Origin of the sequence: Sphingomonas hominis (assembly GCF_013328205.1) — a bacterium.
Lineage (GTDB): Bacteria > Pseudomonadota > Alphaproteobacteria > Sphingomonadales > Sphingomonadaceae > Sphingomonas > Sphingomonas hominis.
Window position 1 is genome coordinate 655,363 of the sequence record NZ_JABULH010000001.1, and the last position, 18,898, is coordinate 674,260.

Annotated in this window: 20 protein-coding genes and 1 tRNA gene; 6 read left to right on the forward strand and 15 right to left on the reverse strand. The window is 66.5% G+C overall.

Annotated elements, in window-relative coordinates; translation table 11 throughout:
* Nucleotides 1–4 precede the first annotated feature (4 nt).
* Together surE and serS are read right to left on the reverse strand one after the other, a co-directional pair.
* Nucleotides 5–772 carry a 5'/3'-nucleotidase SurE gene (surE, locus tag HRV97_RS03375; RefSeq protein WP_174192250.1) on the reverse strand — a complete coding sequence of 256 codons (768 nt, stop codon included), beginning with the start codon at nt 770–772 and terminating at the stop codon, nt 5–7.
* Entirely contained in the window at nt 772–2,043 is a 1,272-nt protein-coding gene (gene serS / locus HRV97_RS03380; RefSeq protein ID WP_174192251.1) for a serine--tRNA ligase, read from the reverse strand. The genes surE and serS overlap by 1 nt, the downstream gene beginning before the upstream one ends.
* Before the next feature lie 122 nt (nt 2,044–2,165).
* On the opposite strand from serS, the gene HRV97_RS03385 reads away from it, so the two are divergent.
* Nucleotides 2,166–2,675: a host attachment family protein gene (locus HRV97_RS03385; protein WP_174192252.1), complete on the forward strand. Its 510-nt coding sequence runs from the start codon at nt 2,166–2,168 to the stop codon at nt 2,673–2,675.
* Nucleotides 2,676–2,739: 64 nt separating this feature from the next.
* Here the strand turns inward: HRV97_RS03385 and HRV97_RS17270 are convergent, their stop codons facing one another.
* Nucleotides 2,740–3,663, reverse strand: coding sequence for a hypothetical protein (locus HRV97_RS17270; RefSeq protein WP_246248490.1), 924 nt, complete (start codon nt 3,661–3,663; stop codon nt 2,740–2,742).
* 358 nt (nt 3,664–4,021) lie between these two features.
* Between HRV97_RS17270 and dksA the strand changes: the two genes are divergently transcribed.
* From dksA to HRV97_RS03405, 3 genes are all read left to right on the forward strand, one after another.
* Nucleotides 4,022–4,489 carry an RNA polymerase-binding protein DksA gene (gene dksA / locus HRV97_RS03395; RefSeq protein ID WP_174192253.1) on the forward strand — a complete coding sequence of 156 codons (468 nt, stop codon included), beginning with the start codon at nt 4,022–4,024 and terminating at the stop codon, nt 4,487–4,489.
* Nucleotides 4,490–4,581: 92 nt separating this feature from the next.
* Nucleotides 4,582–4,935 carry a PilZ domain-containing protein gene (locus HRV97_RS03400; protein ID WP_343044417.1) on the forward strand — a complete coding sequence of 118 codons (354 nt, stop codon included), beginning with the start codon at nt 4,582–4,584 and terminating at the stop codon, nt 4,933–4,935.
* 100 nt (nt 4,936–5,035) lie between these two features.
* A tRNA-Leu gene (locus HRV97_RS03405) sits at nt 5,036–5,122 on the forward strand.
* Between the two features lie 91 nt (nt 5,123–5,213).
* Here HRV97_RS03405 and HRV97_RS03410 read toward each other — a convergent pair.
* The 3 genes from HRV97_RS03410 to HRV97_RS03420 all read right to left on the reverse strand — a co-directional run bounded on the left by HRV97_RS03410 (nt 5,214) and on the right by HRV97_RS03420 (nt 7,025).
* On the reverse strand, nt 5,214–5,948 hold the full coding sequence (locus HRV97_RS03410; RefSeq protein WP_174192255.1) for a Crp/Fnr family transcriptional regulator: 735 nt from the start codon (nt 5,946–5,948) through the stop codon (nt 5,214–5,216).
* Nucleotides 5,949–6,089: 141 nt separating this feature from the next.
* On the reverse strand, nt 6,090–6,539 hold the full coding sequence (locus HRV97_RS03415) for a cytidine deaminase (protein WP_174192256.1): 450 nt from the start codon (nt 6,537–6,539) through the stop codon (nt 6,090–6,092).
* A gap of 3 nt (nt 6,540–6,542) precedes the next feature.
* Nucleotides 6,543–7,025, reverse strand: coding sequence for a UPF0262 family protein (locus HRV97_RS03420; RefSeq protein WP_174192684.1), 483 nt, complete (start codon nt 7,023–7,025; stop codon nt 6,543–6,545).
* Between the two features lie 118 nt (nt 7,026–7,143).
* Here HRV97_RS03420 and HRV97_RS03425 point away from each other — a divergent pair, with 118 nt between their 5' ends.
* On the forward strand, nt 7,144–8,634 hold the full coding sequence (locus HRV97_RS03425) for a replicative DNA helicase (RefSeq protein WP_174192257.1): 1,491 nt from the start codon (nt 7,144–7,146) through the stop codon (nt 8,632–8,634).
* A 21-nt stretch (nt 8,635–8,655) separates the two neighbouring features.
* Here the strand turns inward: HRV97_RS03425 and HRV97_RS03430 are convergent, their stop codons facing one another.
* From HRV97_RS03430 to HRV97_RS03470, 9 genes are all read right to left on the reverse strand, one after another.
* Complete coding sequence (locus tag HRV97_RS03430) at nt 8,656–10,017, reverse strand: DUF4403 family protein (RefSeq protein ID WP_246248491.1); 1,362 nt, start codon at nt 10,015–10,017, stop codon at nt 8,656–8,658.
* A 161-nt stretch (nt 10,018–10,178) separates the two neighbouring features.
* Nucleotides 10,179–10,937 (reverse strand): phosphoadenylyl-sulfate reductase, encoded by a 759-nt coding sequence (locus HRV97_RS03435; protein WP_174192259.1) that lies wholly within the window; start codon nt 10,935–10,937, stop codon nt 10,179–10,181.
* On the reverse strand, nt 10,930–11,406 hold the full coding sequence (locus HRV97_RS03440) for a DUF934 domain-containing protein (protein ID WP_246248492.1): 477 nt from the start codon (nt 11,404–11,406) through the stop codon (nt 10,930–10,932). The genes HRV97_RS03435 and HRV97_RS03440 overlap by 8 nt, the downstream gene beginning before the upstream one ends.
* Nucleotides 11,399–13,030, reverse strand: coding sequence for a nitrite/sulfite reductase (locus HRV97_RS03445; protein ID WP_174192260.1), 1,632 nt, complete (start codon nt 13,028–13,030; stop codon nt 11,399–11,401). Before HRV97_RS03445 ends, HRV97_RS03440 begins: the two co-directional genes overlap by 8 nt.
* A complete protein-coding gene (locus HRV97_RS03450; protein ID WP_174192261.1) occupies nt 13,030–13,326 on the reverse strand; it encodes a DUF2849 domain-containing protein in 297 nt (98 codons plus the stop codon). The genes HRV97_RS03445 and HRV97_RS03450 overlap by 1 nt, the downstream gene beginning before the upstream one ends.
* A gap of 10 nt (nt 13,327–13,336) precedes the next feature.
* Nucleotides 13,337–14,125 carry a uroporphyrinogen-III C-methyltransferase gene (cobA, locus tag HRV97_RS03455; protein WP_174192262.1) on the reverse strand — a complete coding sequence of 263 codons (789 nt, stop codon included), beginning with the start codon at nt 14,123–14,125 and terminating at the stop codon, nt 13,337–13,339.
* Between the two features lie 69 nt (nt 14,126–14,194).
* Nucleotides 14,195–15,145 (reverse strand): DUF808 domain-containing protein, encoded by a 951-nt coding sequence (locus HRV97_RS03460; protein ID WP_174192263.1) that lies wholly within the window; start codon nt 15,143–15,145, stop codon nt 14,195–14,197.
* Between the two features lie 25 nt (nt 15,146–15,170).
* Nucleotides 15,171–16,580: a succinylglutamate-semialdehyde dehydrogenase gene (astD, locus tag HRV97_RS03465; RefSeq protein ID WP_174192264.1), complete on the reverse strand. Its 1,410-nt coding sequence runs from the start codon at nt 16,578–16,580 to the stop codon at nt 15,171–15,173.
* Between the two features lie 40 nt (nt 16,581–16,620).
* Complete coding sequence (locus HRV97_RS03470) at nt 16,621–17,982, reverse strand: protein adenylyltransferase SelO (RefSeq protein ID WP_174192265.1); 1,362 nt, start codon at nt 17,980–17,982, stop codon at nt 16,621–16,623.
* 37 nt (nt 17,983–18,019) lie between these two features.
* Between HRV97_RS03470 and HRV97_RS03475 the strand changes: the two genes are divergently transcribed.
* Nucleotides 18,020–18,898, forward strand: a complete 879-nt coding sequence (locus HRV97_RS03475; protein WP_343044418.1) for an alpha/beta fold hydrolase — start codon at nt 18,020–18,022, stop codon at nt 18,896–18,898.

Sequence of the window (18,898 nt, forward strand, 5' to 3'; positions counted from 1 at the left end):
GCCTCTACTCCTCGCAATACACGCGCGAGAGCGATGCTAGCGAGGCTTCGTGCGTCAGGTCCAGATGCAACGGCGTCACGGTGATCCAGCCGTCGGCGACCGCCGCCAGATCGCTGTCGGGGACCGGGTCGCCGCGCATCGCGCCGAGTGCGAGCCAGTGATAATCGAAACCGCGCGGGTCCTTTCGCGTTTCGAAGCGGACGCGGCCGTAATCGCGCAGCCCTTGGCGTACGACCTTGATCCCGCGCACGTCGCCGGGCTCGGTCGCTGGAAAGTTGACGTTGACGATCGTGCGCGGCGCCCATTCGGCAGTCAGCAGCGGCTCGATCGCGCGCACGCCCCACGCCTCCGCGACCGCGAACGACACGTCGTCACCCGGTTGCAGCGCACCGTAGCGCTGGCTGAGCGCGATCGAGCGGATGCCCGCGAGCGCGCCCTCCAGCGCCGCCGAGACGGTGCCCGAATACATCACGTCCTCCGCCAGATTGCCGCCGCGGTTGACGCCCGACAGGATCAGGTCGGGCGCGCCGTCCATCAGCTCGGCGAGCGCGATCATCACCGCGTCGGTCGGCGTGCCGGTGACCGCGAAGCGCCGCTCGGCGAACTTGCGCACGCGCAAGGGCCGGGTCAGCGTCAGCGAGCGTCCGGTGCCCGATTGCTCCTCCGACGGCGCAACGATCCACACGTCGTCGGACAGTTCGGCCGCGATCTTTTCGAGCACGACAAGGCCAGGGGCGTGATAGCCTTCGTCGTTGGAGAGCAGGATGCGCATCAGCGCGGGCTCAGCCGCTCGACACCGCCCATATAGGGTTGCAGCACGGCGGGCACCGCGACCGAGCCGTCCTCCTGCTGGTAATTCTCCAGCACCGCCACCAGCGTCCGCCCGACCGCGAGCCCCGAGCCGTTGAGGGTGTGCACGAAGCGCGTACCCTTCTCCCCCTCGGGCCGGTAGCGCGCGTTCATGCGGCGCGCCTGGAAGTCGCCGGTGGTCGAGCAGGACGAGATCTCGCGCCACGCGTCCTGACCCGGCAACCATACCTCCAGATCGTAGGTGCGCCGCGCGCCGAAGCCCATGTCACCGGTGCACAGCAGCAAGCGGCGGTAAGGTAGGTCGAGCGCTTCCAGGATCCCTTCCGCGCACCGCGTCATCCGCTCGTGCTCCCCGTCGCTGTCGTCGGGACGGCAGACGGTGACCAACTCGACCTTCTCGAACTGATGCTGCCGAATGAAGCCGCGCGTGTCGCGCCCGGCCGCACCGGCCTCGCTGCGGAAGCACAAGGTATGCGCGGTCATCCGCATCGGCTCGGTCAGGTCGCCCAGGATGCGATCCGCGACCGAGGCGGTCAGGCTGACCTCCGAGGTCGGGATCAGCCAGCGGCCGTCGGTGGTTCGAAACGAATCGTCGGCGAACTTGGGCAGCTTATCGGTGCCGTACATCGCGGCATCGCCGACGAGCACCGGCGGGTTGCACTCGACATAGCCGTTATCCTCGATCTGGCGGTCGAGCATGAACTGCGCGAGTGCGCGGTGAAGCCGCGCCATACCGCCACGCAGGAAGGTGAAGCGGGCACCCGACAGGCGAGCGCCGGTCTCGAAGTCCATCCCCAGCGCGGGGCCGAGATCGGCATGTTCCTTCGGCGCGAAGGTGAAGGTGCGCGGCGTACCCCAGCGCTTCTGCTCGACGTTGCCGCTCTCGTCCGCGCCAACCGGAACATCGTTCGCGGGCACGTTGGGGATGCTCGCCAGTCGCTCGGCGAGCGTCGCAGCGACGGCTTTCTGTTCCGCCTCTAGCTCGGGCAGGCGTGCCTTCAGGGCTGCGACCTCGGCCATCAGATCGGTCGGATCATCGCGCCGTGCCTTGGCCGCCCCGATCGCCTTTGACGCTTCGTTGCGGCGAGCGAGTACCGCCTGCACCTCCGTCGTCAGCGCGCGTGCGCGTTCGTCGATCGCCAGCAGGTCGGCCGATAGCGGGGCAAGCCCACGCTTGTGCATGGCGGCGTCGAAGGCGGCGGGATCGTCGCGGATCAGGCGGATGTCGTGCATGGCGACCGGGCTATGGCGATGCGCCGGGAAGCGCGCAACCCGCGCGGGGGCGATGCGCCGGTAAGCGCGCAACCCGCGCGGGGAGGGCGGCGTTGTGTGGGGGCGAAACAAAGGAGAACGCGATGCAGGTCCCTCACAATTCCGTCGTGCTGGTGGCGGATGGACGCAAGCTCTTGTTCCTGCGCAACGAGGGCGACGCGGAATATCCGAACCTGGTCGTCGAGACCGCGCAGGAGAAGCCCAACCCGGCCGACCGCGATCAGAAGACCGATGCCGCGGGTGGTGCGTCCTCGACGCAGTCCGGCGCGGGTGCGCCGCCGGTTGCGCAAGGCGGCTCGGGTCACGGTGGCGGAAGCGGCGCGCAATTTGCCCCGTCACGCGGCAGCATGGCCGAGACCGATTTCCACCAATTGGAGGAAGATCGCTTCGCCGCGGAGGCCGCCGAACTGCTGAAGAAGCGCGCGTTGGCGAACAATTACGATTCGCTGATCGTCGTGGCGCCGCCAAAGACGCTTGGCGAGCTCCGCAAGCATTACCACAAGGAAGTCGAGAGCCGGTTAAAGGGTGAGCTCGACAAGGATCTGACCGGTCACCCGATCGACGCGATCGAGAAGGCGCTGGTCGCCGCCTGATTTCACGTAAAAGAAGGGTCGGCGCATCGCTGCGCCGACCCTCTTCACAAATCCGTTTAGTGGATCAGGCGGTCGCGGTAGAAGACCGCTTCGCCAACCGCTTGCGCCCAACCAGTGCCGCGGCGGCCGCACCGAACAACAGCATCATCGGCGGCGCGGGTACCGGCGCGGGCGAGCCGTTGCTCGAACCCGGCGGCGGCGCGCAATTGCCGCCCTTGCAGCCATTGTTCCAACCGTTGTTCGAACCCCAGCCGTTGCTCGATCCCCAACCCTTCGAGCTGGAGCCGTAGGACGACGACGATGTCGAGCTGCTGGTGGAGCCGATCTGACCCTGGCCCTGGCCCTGCGCTTGTCCCTGTTTCTGGTCCTGATCCTGCTTCTGGCCTTGGTTCTGGCTCTGCTCGTTGCTGTTGTGGTTGTTGTTCTCGCTTTGATTGTTGTTGTGATTCTGGTTGTTGTTCTTGCTCGAGTTGTCGAGATTGTTCTCGCTCTTGTTCGAGTTCTCGACGTTGTTCTTGTTCGAATTGTCGATGTCGACCTTGGCGCCGCCGGTCGACGAGGAGGTCGAGGTGGAGGACACCACGATCGCGCCGCTGCTGCCGCTGCTGCCGCCCGAACCGCCGAAGAAGCCGCCCGCGAAGAACCCGCCGCCACCGCCGCCGTAGAAGCCGCCGCCGCCGATCGCGGGTGCGAAGCCACCTCCACCGCCGACGAACGCGGGAACGGGTTCAGGCAGCGGCACGGGGATCGGTGCGCCGGTGCTGGCAACCGTCACGGTCGTTGCGGCGCAGTTGTTGCCTGCGCTGCGCACGATCCGGCGCACGCTGCCCTTGCTGCTGTAGCTGCGGCGCACGACGCGGTGCGTCGCCTTTTTCGCGTAAGCCGTCCGGTGCTTGGACGTTTCCGCCACGTGCACCGCACCACCACCGATCAGCGCGCCGCCGCACGTGCACGCGCAAAGTTTTGCCAACGCCATCCGCACAGACATGCCATCACTCTCTCGTTGGCGACGAAGCGAACCGTCGCGAAATTCAAAGCAGCGCTTGCGTACTGCCCATGTCGGCAAAGTGCCCAACAAAGCTTTAAGTGCAACGCCGTTAACCACCATTGTCACGGCGAACGCGCTTTGTATCGCCCGGCCCGCGGCTGGATCATGGTTAACGTGTCAGGCTGGGACTGAATCGCGCGGGCGTTCGACTATGTCGTTCATCGCCGTGTCACGGAAACCATCGTACGGCCAAGTCGCTGATTGCTTGTCGTTATGTGCAAGCGCGGTTATAGGCCCGGCCAGGGGGCGCACCAGCGGTGTTGACGGTCAATCCTGGCGCGCAGGCGGGAGAGTGTCGATGGCTACGGTGTTGAGTCGTGTGGACGAAACGGTCGCGGTGGTGGCCAACGACGTCGATGAGCGCGGGGATGGTTACCGGCCGAGTGCCGACGAACCGTTCATGAATGCGCGCCAACAGGCGTATTTCCGACAGAAGCTGTACGATTGGAAGGAAGCGATCCTGCGCGAAAGCTTGGGAACGCTGTCGCAACTGCAGATCGACTCGTTGCGCGAACCCGACCTGAACGATCGCGCGTCGAGCGAAACCGATTGGTCGATCGAACTGCGCACCCGCGATCGGCAGCGCAAGCTGGTGTCGAAGATCGACGCGGCGTTGCGCCGGATCGAGGATGGCGAATACGGCTATTGCGAGGTCACGGGTGAGCCGATCAGCCTGCAACGGCTGGAAGCGCGGCCGATCGCGACCATGACGGTCGAGGCGCAGGAGCGTCACGAGCGCAACGAGAAAGTGTCACGCGACGATTGAACCGGCGTGGTAAGCGGTTCTTTACCGCCGGACGGGTAGGGCGGCCAGAAGACCGACAGGCGGTGGGACCGATGGAGCATTTGGGGAAAAGCGTGTTCGAGCCCGACGCGAGCGTGAATGCCGGCACGCCGGCGACGCGTGGACGCGACAGTCTGTTTCTGATGGCACAGTTGCGCGTTTCGGGCGGCACGCCGGTCGAGGTGCGCGTGCGTAACCTGTCGCCCGGCGGGTTGATGGTCGAACTGCCCTATCCGGTGACGCCGGAGGGTGCGGTCGAGGTGGAGGTACGCGGCCTCGGCTGGATCGCGGGGCGTATCGCGTGGCAGATCGAAGGGCGCGCGGGGGTCGCGTTCGATCGTGAGATCGACCCGCAGCGCGCGCGCAAGGCGTCGGGCGCGGCCGAGCCGACGGTCAAGCGTTTCGGCGCTGCGGCATTCAAACGCTGAGCGCAGACCCGCACGCTCGCGGCCGTTACAACAAGCACCCACTGCCGTCACAAAGCGTCTGGACGCAGCGCATTTTGCCTGTCACAGGAGCCTTCTCCACGCGGGCGTGGCGGAATTGGTAGACGCGCTAGACTCAAAATCTGGTTCTGGAAACAGAGTGTCGGTTCGAGCCCGACCGCCCGTACCACCGATGGTGGTTGATGACCGAGAGCGCCGATCTACGCGCTTACCCCTGCGACACGCTTCGGCTGGGACGGGCGCAATGCGATCCTGCGGTGTCAGCCGAGTAACGATATCGCATTCTCACTCAGCCAGGGCTCGAGATAGGAGCGGTCGAAGGCACCGGCGCGGGTGAGTGCTGCGGCATCCCTGATCGTCAGTTCGTGATGCGACAGATCGATGATGCCTTCGCCGCGCAATCGTTGAATGACGCGGTTGGTGTGAACGGCAGTGATGCCGAGCGCGTCGCCGATCTCCTCCTGCGTCAGCGGCACGCGGCATTGACCGTCCGCCGCCAATCCCACCACCGCGGCGCGGACGTAGAGTTCGCACAACAGATGCGCGACGCCCTGATAGGAATCGGTCGAGAACAGCAGCCATTTGCGTAGCACCGCTTCTTCGATCAACTTGGCGCGCCATACCGCCTGATTGATCGCAGAGGATTGGTGGCAGAGATCGGCGAAGGCCGAACCGTCGATCTTTCCCACCACGCAGTCGGTGAGCGCAATGATCGCGTGATCCATCGCAGCGTGGCAGATCGCGTGGATGCCGCAGAAGTCGCCCGGTAGCAGGAACCCGGTGATGCGGCGTGAGCCGTCAGCGCGCACTTCGTGACGAGCGGCCCAGCCTGAGCGAAGCAAATAGACGTAATCGGGTTGCGCACCCTGCGGCATGATCGGGCGGCGGCGTGCGACCTTCGTGTCGATGATCGGCAACGCGTCCAGCGCGCGTCGATCCTCGTCCGTCAGTGCGACCAGGCTGGCCATCTTGGTGAGCAAGACACCCTGTTCCATCGTTCCCCAATTCGTCTTGTTCTAATAAGCGCTGACCGCCGGCACCCATAAACTGATAGCCGTTTTGCGCTGTAACGCCTTGATCTTGATCAGTCGGTCACCTTGACATAGCTTTATTGGTGCGTGCGCGCATGGCGCCGCTCAGCCGATGCCGAGATCGGCCGGGCCGAAGGCCTCGGGCAGTAGTTCCGACAGGTGATAGCTGGCGGTCGCCTCACCCTCAGCAGCGGCGCAATGCACCCGCACGTCACGCTGACCTAGCTGCGACGCCTCGTTGATGACTTGTCGGCAGCGGCCGCAGGGGCGGACTGGATCGTGACCGGTAGCGTGGCCCGCTGCGTCCATGACGCCGCCGATTACGCCCACCGCGACTACATCGCGTAGTCGTCCCTGCGCAGAGACGCTCGCGATCGCGACCGTTTCGGCGCAGAGCGACAGGCCGTAGCTCGCATTCTCGACATTCGCGCCGGTCACCACGCTGCCGTCCGTGAGCAGCACTGCGGCTCCTACGGCGAAGCGTGAGTAGGGGGCGTGGGCGTGGCGCGCAGCTACGCGCGCGGCGGCGATCAGCCGAATTGCTTCGTCGGACATGGTTCAAGCCTTGATGTGGAGGACGCAGATGAGCGTGAAGAGGCGGCGCGCGGTGTCGAAATCGATCTCGATTTTGCCTTCGAGCCGGTCCTTCAACAGTTCGGCTGCCTCGTTGTGGATGCCGCGGCGTGCCATGTCGACGGTCTCGATCTGCGCTGGGGTCGACTGGCGGATCGCCTGAAAATAGCTGTCGCAGATGGCGAAATAGTCGCGAATGGAACGGCGGAAGCGCGCAAGGCCGAGGATCAGCGTTTCGAGCGGACTGTCATCCTCGCGCTTGATCTGGATGACCAATCGCCCTTCCTCGACTGACAGCAGCACGCGGTAAGGGCCGGCGTAATTGTCGGGTGTCGCGCGCTGCGGCGCGAAATGATTCTCCTCGATCAGGTCGAAGATCGCGATCCGGCGTTCCTGCTCGATATCGGCCGAGCGCCACAGGATCGTGCCCTCGTCGAGCTGGATGTCGATGATCCGCGGATCGGCCATACCCATGTCGATAGCCACGAAGCGCGCGCGCGACAACGTGCCCGATTGCCGCGGGTTATCACCGCCATTCACCGCAGATACGGTTCCGGTTCGCCGACGGCGCGGGTATGACGCCGCGATGGCGACATTGGCATTCCCGCAGCCGACTCCGGTCGAGCCCGTTCAGCTTCCGCGCAACGTCGAGGCAGAGGCCGCGATGCTCGGCGCGATGATGATCGACAATCGCCTCGCCGATGATCTGGTCGACCGGTTGGAGCCGGCGCACTTCTACGAACCCGTTCACGGCCGCATTTTCGCGTCGATCAAGACGCTGCGCGCCGCCGACATGCTGGCGACGCCCGTCACGCTGCGCCCGATGTTTGAGGCGGACGAGGGGATGAAGGAGCTGGGCGGCCCCGCCTATCTCGCCAGCCTGACCGGATCGGGCGCGGGACTGATCGGCGCGCGGCAGTTCGCGCAGCAGATCTACGACCTCGCGATGCTGCGCTCGCTGGTGTCGGTCGGGCGGACGCTGGTCGACCGGGCGATGGACACGTCGGAGGAGGTCAATCCGCGCGCGCAGATCGAGCAGGCGGAGGAGGAATTGTTCAAGGTCGCCGCCGACGGCGCGACCGAGAACAGCATCAAGTCGTTCGCGCAGGCGAGCACCGCCGCGGTCAAGATGGCGGAAAAGGCGCTCAACTGGGGCGGCAACCTGTCAGGCGTCACCACCGGGCTCGACAGCGTCAACCAGAAGATCGGCGGTCTGCATCATTCCGACTTGATGATCCTCGCCGGGCGTCCCGGCATGGGGAAAACCTCGCTCGCCACCAACATTGCGTTTAACGCGGCGCAGCGTTGGATGCATGACATGCGCGACGGCATCCCGCCGTCGAAATCAGTTGGCGCCAAGGTCGCGTTCTTCAGCCTGGAGATGTCCGCCGATCAGTTGGCGACGCGCGTACTCGCCGAACAATCGCGCATCTCGTCCGAGGCGCTGCGCATGGGCAAGATCAGCAAGCAGGAGTTCGAGCAACTCGCCGCAGCCGCCGCCGAGCTGGAGAATCTGCCGCTGTTCATCGACGATACCGGCGGCCTGTCGATCGGCTCGCTCCACACGCGCGTGCGCCGGTTGCAACGGCGCCACAACAACGAGATCGGGCTGGTGGTGATCGACTATCTCCAGCTGCTGTCCGGCTCGGGCAAATCATCGGACGGCAACCGCGTGCAGGAAATTTCCGAGATCAGCCGTGGGTTGAAGACACTGGCCAAGGACATGAACGTGCCGGTGCTCGCGCTCTCCCAGCTCAGCCGTGCGGTCGAGCAGCGCGAGGACAAGCGCCCGCAGCTGTCCGACCTGCGCGAATCAGGGTCGATCGAGCAGGACGCCGACATGGTGTGGTTCGTGTTCCGCGAGGACTATTACGTCGCGGCGAAGGAGCCGAAGCGCCCAGTCGAGGGCGACAATGCCAAGATGTTCGAGGATCATGCCGCCTGGGCCGCCGACATGGAGCGCGTCTATGGCCTCGCCGAGCTGATCGTCGCCAAGCAGCGCCACGGCGCAACCGGCAAGGTGATCCTGAAGTTCGACCCGACGATCACGCGCTTCTCGGACTATGCCGGCTATTGAGGACCGGGTCGACTTGGCGCGTCAGCGCGGGCGGTAGGTGATGTTGGCCTGACCGGTGACCGCGACCGGCATGAACAGGCCGGCACCGGTTGCCGCGATTTGGCCGTTGCGCACGCGGGTGATTCGCGTGCGCAGCACGAAGTCGCCCTCGCGCCGCTCACCGATCGCACGTTCCACTTTGCCGAGCAGCTTGCGGTAATCGGGTGCGAAATCGTGGCTCAACCCGGTCGCGACGCTGGCACGCACCGCCGGGTCGGCGAACAAGGCGGCGAGCAGGTCGACCAGTTGCGAGTTGGTCTTGGTTGCAAAGTCAACGTTGCGCGCCTCTACCCGCTGCGATCCCGGTTGGTTGAACGGCTCTGCCGACAACCACGCTTCGCCCTCCGCCGAGGCGATCGGGCTCGACCGTGCCTTTACCTTGGCGTGGACGCCGACTGCGAGGCGGTGGTCGGTCGTGGCGTAGACCGTGACGCGTCCGAACTCGGCGTCGACCAGGCCGATGCCGGTCAGCGTGATCCCGCGAGCGGCGAGCTTGCGCAGCGTGCGCTGCACGACGGGTTCGAGCTGTGCGTAGTCGGCGACGACGGGGATGAAGAAGTGCACACCGGGCTCGCCGATTCGCGGTGACGGTGGCGGCAGCGCGGTGGGCGCGAGATCGGGCGGGCGATGTCCGACGAATGTCTGAGTGAGCGCATCGGCGCGGAGCGTTAGCCGCAGCGCCCGCCCCTCGACGCGATAGCCGCCATAGCCGATCCGGCGCGGCGCGATGCGCATCCATACCGGGGGATTGCGGTGGCTGAGCTGGAGCGTGGTGAACGACTGACGCCAGACACGGTCGAGCTGCTGGCGCAGATGGAGGCGTAAGAGTTCCTGGGGCAAGTCACGCTCCAGCTTAGCCAGTACGGGCTTCAGCTTCTCGTCGGCCTGATCGGTGAAGGTGATGCGCTGGCCGAGCAGGTCGACGCCCGGCGGCTGCGTCCAATCGTAGGATAGCTGCATCCTGGCGGTCGGCTGCCAATCGCCCTGAATTGCGATGCGCCCGGTCGCGCGCACGATCGCGCTGCCGGTCGCCGTCTCGCCCGCGACGCCGCCAATGTCCCTAACCGAGATGCGCGCGTGGATCAGCAAGGTGACGACCAGCCGATCGCCGCTGCCACCGATCTGAACGGGGCCGCGCGTCACCGTACCGGCGACGCGGCAGCCAAGGTCGGGGGTTACCTTTACCTTGGCGATGCCAAGATCGAGGTGTTTGGCCTTGACGCAGCGATCGAGGTGGCGGTCGATCGTCCAGAGACTGTGCGGACTGCGCTGATCTAGCCCACGTTCGAGCTCGTCTAGATCAGCGTCAACCGGCACGACCACTGTTGACGGCTGCTCGGGCATGGTTATGCCGCCCGTCACCTTCGGCGGTGCGGCGTTACCGACCTGTTGACTGCACCCTGCGAATACGAGCGGAGCAGCGAGCAGCAGGCAGGTGGATAATCGTTTCACCTGCACTTAACCCAGATCGGTCCGGTTCGATCCAGTACCGAAACGAGCTTAGCTTAGAAGGCGGGTTCCTCGCCGGGCTTCTCGGGCACGTGAATGCCGCACTCGACCTTGTCCCAGCCGCGCCAGCGGCCCGCGCGCGGGTCTTCGCCGGGTTGGACGCGCGAGGTGCACGGCGCGCAGCCGATCGAGGGATAGCCCTGCGCCTCCAGTGGGTGGCGCGGCAGCTCGTGCTCTTTGAAATAGGCGTCGAGGTCGGCCTTGGTCCAGGCGGACAGCGGGTTGATCTTCAGCCGCCCGTCATCCTCTTCGAAACGCGGCATCGCGCGGCGGGTAGAGGCCTGGAAGCCCTTGCGACCCGAAATCCACACGTCGAACGGCAGCAGCGCGCGGCGCAGCGGCTCGACCTTGCGCAGTTCGCAACAGCCGTCGGGATCGTAGGACCAGCGCAGCCCCTTGTCGTCCTTTAATCGCAACAGCCTGGGATCGGGGCGGAACACGCGCAGGTCGGTGAAGCCGAGCCGCTCGGCAAGCTCGTCGCGGTAGGCAAGCGTTTCGCCGAACATCTTTTGCGTGTTGGTGAACACCACCGGCACGTCGCGGTCGACTTCGGCGATCATGTGAAGCAGCACCGCCGACTCAGCCCCGAACGAGGAGACGGCGGCGATGCGGCCGCGCAACTCGCCGGTCAGCAGCTCGCGCAGCATCTCCTGCGCGGGCACGCCCGCGAAGCGCGCGGCAAAAGCGGCGGCGTCCGCCGCGGTGTAGACGCGGCCGGTGTCGATTGTATCGAGCTGGCGCGCGGGCTCACCCATGACGACGTTTCCACACCGGGACCGATGGGTCGGCGGCCTTCTGGTAATAATAGTCGTAGCGTTCGAGCGAGCGGCGGAGCGTCTCGCCGTCGATCGGCTTCTCGGGCGCGAAGCTGTCGAACCCGCAACGGCGCATCAGCGGAACCTGATCGACCAGCACGTCGCCCGACGCGCGCAACTCGCCGGTGTAGCCCGCCTCGCGCAGGATACGCGCGACCGAATAGCCGCGCCCGTCGCGGAAACTCGGGAACGACACCTCGATCAACGCGATACGGTCGAGCGACGGGAGCAGCGCGCGCGCGTCATCGCCCGGCTCAATCCGCACCGCAGTCGCGTTGGACTGATCGACCAGGAACGAGTCGAGCGTGACCGCGGGCTCTTCGCGCACCTCGTCGTCGCGGAAGCGTAGCTGCGCGCCGCCGCCGCTGTCGGTCATCGTCGTCTGGTCGGGATCGAAACCGTCAGCCATAGATCGCCTCCTTGAACGGCTCCATGCCGACACGCCGGTAGGTGTCGACGAAGCGTTCTCCGCCCTCGCGCACCTGAATGTAGGTGTTGGTCACGCGCTCGATCGCGTCGACCACGCCGTCCTCGCTGAACCCCGGACCGGTGATCTTGCCGAGGCTCACGTCCTCCGCACCGGAACCGCCGAGCAGCAGCTGGAAGTTCTCCACGCCCTTCTTGTCGACGCCCAGGATGCCGATGTGCCCGGCATGATGGTGGCCGCAGGCGTTGATGCAGCCCGAAATCTTGAGCTTCAACTCCCCCAGGTCACGCTGCCGCGCCGGATCGGCGAAGCGCTGGGCGATCTTCTGCGCGAGCGGGATCGAGCGTGCGTTGGCGAGGCTGCAATAATCGAGCCCGGGGCAGGCAATGATGTCGCTGATGAGGTCGAGGTTCGCCTCGGCCAGACCCGCCTCGACCAGCGCCTGCCAGACCAGCTTAAGGTCGGCGATACGAACATGGGGGATGACAATGTTCTGCGCGTGGGTGACGCGCAGTTCGTCGAAGCCGTAGCGCTCGGCGAGATCGGCCATGACGTCGATCTGGTCGGCCGAGGCGTCGCCGGGGATGCCGCCGATCGGTTTGAGCGACACGTTGACGATCGCGTAGCCGGGTTGCTTGTGCGGCTTGACGTTCTGGTCGAGCCAGACCGCGAAGTCGGGATCGCTGCGGTCGATCTCGGTTGACGCGTCCGCCTCGAACGCAGGGGCGGCGAACATGGCGGTGATCCGCTCCAACTCGGCGCGCGGCGGGTCGAGGCCGAGTTGCTTCACGGCCGCGAACTCCTCCTCGACCTGGCGGCGATACTCGTCCGCGCCGATCTCGTGGATCAAGATCTTGATTCGCGCCTTGTAGATGTTGTCTCGCCGGCCGTAGCGATTGTAGACGCGCAGGCAGGCTTCGAGATAGCTCATCAGGTCGTCGGCGGTGACGAAGTCGCGGATCTCGTGCGCGATCATCGGGGTGCGACCCATGCCGCCGCCGGCGAAGATCTTCGCCCCCAACTCACCGTCGCGGATGACGAGCTGGATACCGATGTCGTGCAGCCGCATCGCGGCGCGGTCCTCGTCCGCGGCGATCACCGCGATCTTGAACTTGCGCGGCAGGTAGCTGAACTCGGGGTGGAAGGTGCTCCACTGTCGCAGCAGCTCGGCCCAGGGGCGCGGGTCGGCAACCTCGTCCGCCGCGGCCCCGGCGTACTGATCGGACGAGATGTTGCGGATGCAATTGCCGCTCGTCTGGATCGCGTGCATCTCGACCGTCGCGATCTCGGCCAGGATGTCGGGCGCGTCGGACAGCTTGATCCAGTTGAACTGGATGTTCTGGCGGGTGGTGAAATGGCCGTAGCCGCGGTCGTACTTCCGCGCGACGTGGCCGAGCATCCGCATCTGCCGGCTGTCGAGCGTGCCATAAGGCACCGCGATCCGCAGCATATAGGCGTGGAGCTGGAGGTAGAGCCCGTTCATCAGCCGAAGCGGCTTGAATTGATCCTCGGTCATGTCGCCCGATAGGCGACGCTGCACCTGATCGCGGAACTCATCGACGCGCGCGTCGACAATCGCCTGATCATATTCGTCGTACTTGTACATCAGATTACCCAATTTCCGGCCGTGGGATCGGCCGGCTTCAACGTCAGGTCAGGGCGCACGGTGGGGCCGAGCGCGCGGATGCGGTCCTTGATGTGCGCGGAGCGCGGACCTTCGGGTGTCGCGACGCCCTCGATCACGTAAGGCACGTTGACGCGGCGCGATGCTTCCTCCGCACGCGCGATCGCCTCGGCATGGTCGCCGGCGTCGGCCGCGTCCTCGACGTGGCGTGACCAGCCAGAGCCGGTCCACCAGATCACGTCACCCGTCGGCAGATCGTTGCCCGTCACCAATTTCACGCTTCCACCTTCACGCAAATGTCTCCGCCGCGCGCGCATAGCCCGCGAGCTTGTTCTCGGCATCCGACAAAGTGACCACTTCGCCGACCACGATGATCGCAGGACTGGCGACGCCCTCGCGCAGCACCATCGCGCCGAGATCGGCGAGCAGTGTGCGCAGCGCGCGGTGGCCGGGTTGCGTGCCTTTCTCCAGCACCGCGACGGGCATGTCGGGCGCGACGCCGTCCGCCATCAATTTGTCCGCGATCTGATCGGCGGTAGCGACGCCCATGTAGATGACGAGCGTTCGGCCCTGGCCCGCGAGCCCCGACCAGTCCTGCTCGCTCAATCCCTTGCACTGGCCGGCGACGAAGCTGACAGCGCTGGAATGATCACGGTGAGTGAGCGGCAGCATCGCCTCGGCCGCGCAGCCGAGCGCGGCCGACACGCCGGGGATCACCTCGACCGGCAGGCCGGCGGCGCGCACCGCCTCGACCTCCTCGCCGCCGCGACCGAAGATGAAGGGATCGCCGCCCTTCAACCGCACCACGACCGAGCCGGCGCGGACGTGGGCGACGATCAGCGCGTTGATCGCGTCCTGCGGCAGCGTATGGCGTGCGCGGCGCTTGGCGACCGAGATGCGCTGTGCAGCGGCAGGTGCGATGTCGAGCACGCGCAGGTCGATCAGCCCGTCATGGACGACGACGTCGGCGGCTTTCAGCGCCTCAACCGCGCGTACGGTCAGCAGCCCGGGGTCACCCGGACCCGCGCCGACGAGGATAACGCGACCGCGCGCGTCTGGATCGAGCAAACTTGCCATGGGTGGCAGATGGGCCTTCGCCGGCGCTCAAGCAAACCAGCGAAGCTTGGCGCAGGCGAAGCCGACGTTTCAGTGCGCCGCGGCGCGGTGGCCGCGCGCCTTGTGCACCTGATGCACGATCAACGCGACCAGACCGCCGGCCACGAGGCCGATCACCCCGGAGAGAGCGGCAGTGACGATCCATGCCACTGCGCCGCCGAGCGCGCCGGTGGCGTGTCCAGCGACCTCGGACGCGTGATGGACGACATGGGCCGGCCCGGCGAGGCCGAGTTCCTCCGCGCCGTGAAGCAGGATGCCGCCGCCGACCCAGATCATCGCCGCAGTTCCGATCACTGCCAGCCAGCGCATCATCACCGGCACGCCCTTGACTAGCCCGCGTCCGATCGCCTGGAGCGCTCCCGAGCGTTGCTTGGCGAGGTGCAGGCCCACATCGTCGGCCTTCACGATCAGCGCGACGACGCCGTACACGCCCGCGGTGATCGCAACCGCGACGAGCGCCAACGTGATCGCTTGTGTCAGGATCGGCGAGTCGCTGACCTCGCCGAGCGCGATCGCCATGATCTCCGCCGACAGGATGAAGTCGGTGCGGATTGCGCCGGACACCTTCTGGTTCTCCAGCTCGACCGGATCGGTGGCGACGGCTTCTTCTTCGCCGCCGTGGCCACCCGAGATGGCCTCGATCACCTTCTCCGCGCCCTCGAAGCAGAGGTAGAGGCCGCCCAGCATCAAGAGGGGCGTGATCGCCCAAGGTGCGAAGGCGCTCAGGATCAGCGCGGCGGGCAACAAAAACAGTAATTTGTTGCGCAGCGATCCGAGCGCGATCTTGCCGATGATCGGCAGCTCGCGCTTGGGGCTGAGCCCGACGACGTAGCGCGGGGTGACCGCGGTATCGTCGATGACGACGCCGGCTGCCTTGGTCCCCGCCTTCGCCGCGGCGCCCGCGACATCGTCGAGCGAGGCAGCGGCGAGGCGGGTCAGCCCCGCAATGTCGTCGAGCAGTGCGACCAGCCCGCTTGGCATGTTTGTATGTCCCCCGGTTACTCGTTCAAGCGTCGCTCAGCCCGATGCCGATCGACGCGCGCGCCGCCTCCGCCTCGTTCGAGACGACAGGATAGGCGCAATAATCCGCCGCGTAATAAGCGCTCGGGCGGTGGTTGCCCGACCAGCCGATGCCGCCGAACGGCGCCGACGATGACGCGCCGTTGGTCGGCTTGTTCCAGTTGACGATGCCCGCGCGTGCTCCGGCCCAGAAGCGATCATAGAGGATCGGCGTCTGGCTTACGAGCGAGGCGGACAGGCCGTAGCGGGTGTTGTTGGCTTCGGCGATCGCGGCGTCGAAATCGTCGACGCGGATCACCTGGAGCAAAGGCCCAAACAGCTCGATGTCAGGGCGATCGGGCAGTTCGGTCACGTCGATGATGCCGGGCGTCAGCATCGGCCGCTCGGGATCGGGCCGCGCCATGTGGCGGATCGGGCGACCGCCGCGCATCATCAGCGCGAGAAAGCTCTCGGTCAGCCCGTCGGCGGCCTCGTTGTCGATCACCGGCCCCATGAACGGCTGCGGATCGTCGTGCGGACGCCCGACGATCAGGCGTCCGGCGAGGCGGTTGAGCTCGGCCAGGAAGGCTTCGGCGAGCGTTTCCTGCACGATCAGCCGGCGTGCGGCGGTGCAGCGCTGCCCTGCGGTGGTGAAGGCCGATTGCGCGACCAGCACCGCGGCGGTGGCGACGTCGGGTGTGTCCCATACCACGATCGGATTGTTGCCGCCCATTTCGAGCGCGAGGATCTTCTCGGGCTTCTCGGCGAAGGCGCGGTTGAGCGCCAGGCCGGTGCGCGCCGATCCGGTGAACAGCAGTCCGTCGATCCCGTCGTGCGCGGCGAGCTTTCGCCCCTCGTCGGGGCCGCCGATGACGACGCGCATGCACTCCTCGGGTACGCCCGCGGCGTGGAGGCACTCGCACAAGAATACACCGGTCGCGGGCGTCTTCTCCGACGGTTTGAATACTACCGCATTGCCCGCGATCAGCGCGGGGACGATGTGGCCGTTGGGCAGATGCGCGGGAAAATTATAGGGGCCGAGCACCGCCAGCACGCCGTGCGGCTTGTGCCGGAGCGCCATGCGGCTGCCCATCGGCGCGTCCATGCGGCGCTGCGCGGTGCGCTCGGCATAAGCGCTGACCGAGATGTCCACCTTGGCGATGACCGAATCGACTTCGGTGCGCGCTTCCCATAGCGGCTTGCCCGTCTCGCGCGCGATCACGTCGGCGAAGGCGTCGGTGCGCTGGCGCACGACATTGGCGAAGCGGCGCATCGTCTCGATGCGGAAGGTGACAGGCCGCGCCGCCCAGGTCACCCAGCCGTCGCGCGCGGTCGCGACTTCCAGGTCGACGTCGCTCGTCGCCCCGCGCCACAGTTCGGCACCCGTCGCGGGCTCATACGAAATCAACTCACCCATGGCAGGGTTCATTACCGCAATAGGCTTGGCGCGAAAGGGGTCAGCTGGCGAGTGCCTGTCCCATTTGCCTGATCGCGCGCACCTTCGCGTGGAAGGGTGACCAGTCATCGTCGCGGTCGATCGCGGACCAGATCGCCTCCACCTCGTCAATCAGCATCGCGCACGGCTCGCCCGACCAGAAGGCGTGGTCGCGTGATTGTCGCGGCTCATAGCCGGACAAAGCGGCGCGCACCTCGTCCCACTCGGCGCCGTAGCTGGCCGGCAGATCGGTCGCGAACACGTCGAAGAAGAAGCGCGCGATTTCTACGCCCGTGCCGCGCAGCGCGCGCTCGACCGCCTGCACCAGCGCGCGGTCGTGTTCGTGGTCGCGCGGGGAGCGACCGAGCCGCCACAGGATCGCGGCGGTGACTTCACGCTGATAATGCTCCGGAAAGCGATCGAGCACGGCGATTAGCGGCTCGGCGTCGCTGATCTGGCGGAGCGCGACGGCCAGCTGCATAGCGTTCCAGTGGATCGCCTCGGGCTGGCGGCCGAAGGCGTAGAGGCCCCCATGATCGAAATAGGCCGCGACGATCGCCGGGTCCCACGTCGGTGCGAAGCGCCACGGGCCATAGTCGAAGCTCTCGCCGGTCACGTTGATGTTGTCGGAGTTGAGCACGCCGTGGACGAACCCCGCCGCCATGTAGCGCGCGGCAAGCCTCGCGGTCCGCTGGACGACGAGGTCGAGCAGGCGGACCGGATCGTAGCCGTCCTCACCGTAGAGATGGCGCAGTACGTAGGCGGTGAGCGCACGCAGGCCATCCTCGTCACGGGTGTAGGCAAGGCGCTGGAACGTGCCGATGCGAATATGGCCGTGGCTCAATCGTACCAGCACGGCCGAGCGCGTCGGGGAAGGCTCGTCGCCGCGCTCCAACGCCTCGCCCGTTTCGATCAAAGAAAAGCTGCGTGAGGTGGGTACGCCCAGCGCTTCGAGCAACTCGCTCGCCAGCACCTCGCGCACCCCGCCCTTGAGCGTCAGCCGCCCGTCGCCGAAGCGACTCCACGGTGTCTGTCCCGAACCCTTGCTGCCCAGGTCCATCAACCGGCCGTTCCGATCACGCAGTTGCGCGAAGGTGAAGCCGCGTCCGTCGCCGAGTTCGGGATTGTACTGGCGGAACTGATGGCCGTGATAGCGCAGCGCGAGAGGTTGGGACAGCGTGCCGGGCAGAGGCATGAAGCGGCCGAAGTGAGTGGTCCACTCCTCGTCACTCAGCGTCGCCAAGCCGACCTCGTCCGCGGCGCGGTCGTTGCGGAAGCGCAGCACGGTCTGCGGAAAGTCGGCTGCCGTGACGGGATCGTAGAAGCCATTGCCCAGCTCCAGGATCGTCGTTTCGGGGCGGTACGCTTGCGGGTCGATCGGCATGCGTCGATATGGGGGCGCAGGCGACCGGGGTACAAGCGTGGCAAGTGTCGGGGTAGGTTTCGAGGACTTCTACTGGTGGTCGGCCGACGGGCTGCGCCTCCATGCGCGCGATTATGCCGGCAGCGCGGACCGGCCCGCGATCCTGTGCATGCCCGGGCTGACCCGCAACGCGCGCGACTTCGAATCGCTTGCCGAACGTCTGGCACCCGACTGGCGCGTGCTCGCAGTCGAGTTCCGTGGCCGCGGCGAGAGTGCGTACGCGAAAGACCCGATGAGCTACGTCCCGCTCACCTATGCGCAGGACATGGCGGCGCTGGTAGAGGCGGCGGGGGTGAATCGCTTCGTCGCAGTCGGCACCTCGCTAGGCGGCATCGTTGCGATGCTGCTCGCGGGGATGATGCCGGGTCGGATCGCTGGCGCGGTGCTGAACGATATCGGTCCGGACATCGAAGCCGCGGGGCTGGCGCGGGTGCGCGGTTATGTCGGGAAATCGAGCAACCACCCGACCTGGATGCACGCCGCGCGCGCGCTGCAGGAGTCGAGCGGGTCGGTTTATCCCGACTGGGGCGTCGAGGATTGGTTGGCGATGGCGAAACGCGTCTACCGCCTGAGCAGCGCGGGGCGGATCGTGCTCGACTACGACGCGCGCATCGCCGAGCCATTCCGCTTGCCGGGCAACGAGGCCGGCCCCGACATGTGGCGTGCATATGCCGCTCTGCGCGAGGTGCCGGTGTTGGTGGTGCGCGGCGATCGCTCCGACATGCTGTCGGCGGCGACGGCAGAGCGGATGACGGCGACGCTGCCGCACGCGACGTTGGTGACGGCGCCGCGCGTTGGGCACGTGCCGACACTCGCAGAACCAGCGGCGCTGGAGGCGGTTATGCACCTGCTTGATCGGGTGGCGGAACCGGGCTGA

Bases quoted from the DNA above. Each gene is read 5' to 3' on its own strand.
- surE (WP_174192250.1), bottom strand. From the start codon at position 772: ATGCGCATCCTGCTCTCCAACGACGAAGGCTATCACGCCCCTGGCCTT.
- serS (WP_174192251.1), bottom strand. From the start codon at position 2,043: ATGCACGACATCCGCCTGATCCGCGACGATCCCGCCGCCTTCGACGCC.
- HRV97_RS03385 (WP_174192252.1), top strand. From the start codon at position 2,166: ATGCAGGTCCCTCACAATTCCGTCGTGCTGGTGGCGGATGGACGCAAG.
- HRV97_RS17270 (WP_246248490.1), bottom strand. From the start codon at position 3,663: ATGTCTGTGCGGATGGCGTTGGCAAAACTTTGCGCGTGCACGTGCGGC.
- dksA (WP_174192253.1), top strand. From the start codon at position 4,022: ATGGCTACGGTGTTGAGTCGTGTGGACGAAACGGTCGCGGTGGTGGCC.
- HRV97_RS03410 (WP_174192255.1), bottom strand. From the start codon at position 5,948: ATGGAACAGGGTGTCTTGCTCACCAAGATGGCCAGCCTGGTCGCACTG.
- HRV97_RS03415 (WP_174192256.1), bottom strand. From the start codon at position 6,539: ATGTCCGACGAAGCAATTCGGCTGATCGCCGCCGCGCGCGTAGCTGCG.
- HRV97_RS03420 (WP_174192684.1), bottom strand. From the start codon at position 7,025: ATGGCCGATCCGCGGATCATCGACATCCAGCTCGACGAGGGCACGATC.
- HRV97_RS03425 (WP_174192257.1), top strand. From the start codon at position 7,144: ATGGCGACATTGGCATTCCCGCAGCCGACTCCGGTCGAGCCCGTTCAG.
- HRV97_RS03430 (WP_246248491.1), bottom strand. From the start codon at position 10,017: ATGCCCGAGCAGCCGTCAACAGTGGTCGTGCCGGTTGACGCTGATCTA.
- HRV97_RS03435 (WP_174192259.1), bottom strand. From the start codon at position 10,937: ATGGGTGAGCCCGCGCGCCAGCTCGATACAATCGACACCGGCCGCGTC.
- HRV97_RS03440 (WP_246248492.1), bottom strand. From the start codon at position 11,406: ATGGCTGACGGTTTCGATCCCGACCAGACGACGATGACCGACAGCGGC.
- HRV97_RS03445 (WP_174192260.1), bottom strand. From the start codon at position 13,030: ATGTACAAGTACGACGAATATGATCAGGCGATTGTCGACGCGCGCGTC.
- cobA (WP_174192262.1), bottom strand. From the start codon at position 14,125: ATGGCAAGTTTGCTCGATCCAGACGCGCGCGGTCGCGTTATCCTCGTC.
- HRV97_RS03460 (WP_174192263.1), bottom strand. From the start codon at position 15,145: ATGCCAAGCGGGCTGGTCGCACTGCTCGACGACATTGCGGGGCTGACC.
- astD (WP_174192264.1), bottom strand. From the start codon at position 16,580: ATGGGTGAGTTGATTTCGTATGAGCCCGCGACGGGTGCCGAACTGTGG.
- HRV97_RS03470 (WP_174192265.1), bottom strand. From the start codon at position 17,982: ATGCCGATCGACCCGCAAGCGTACCGCCCCGAAACGACGATCCTGGAG.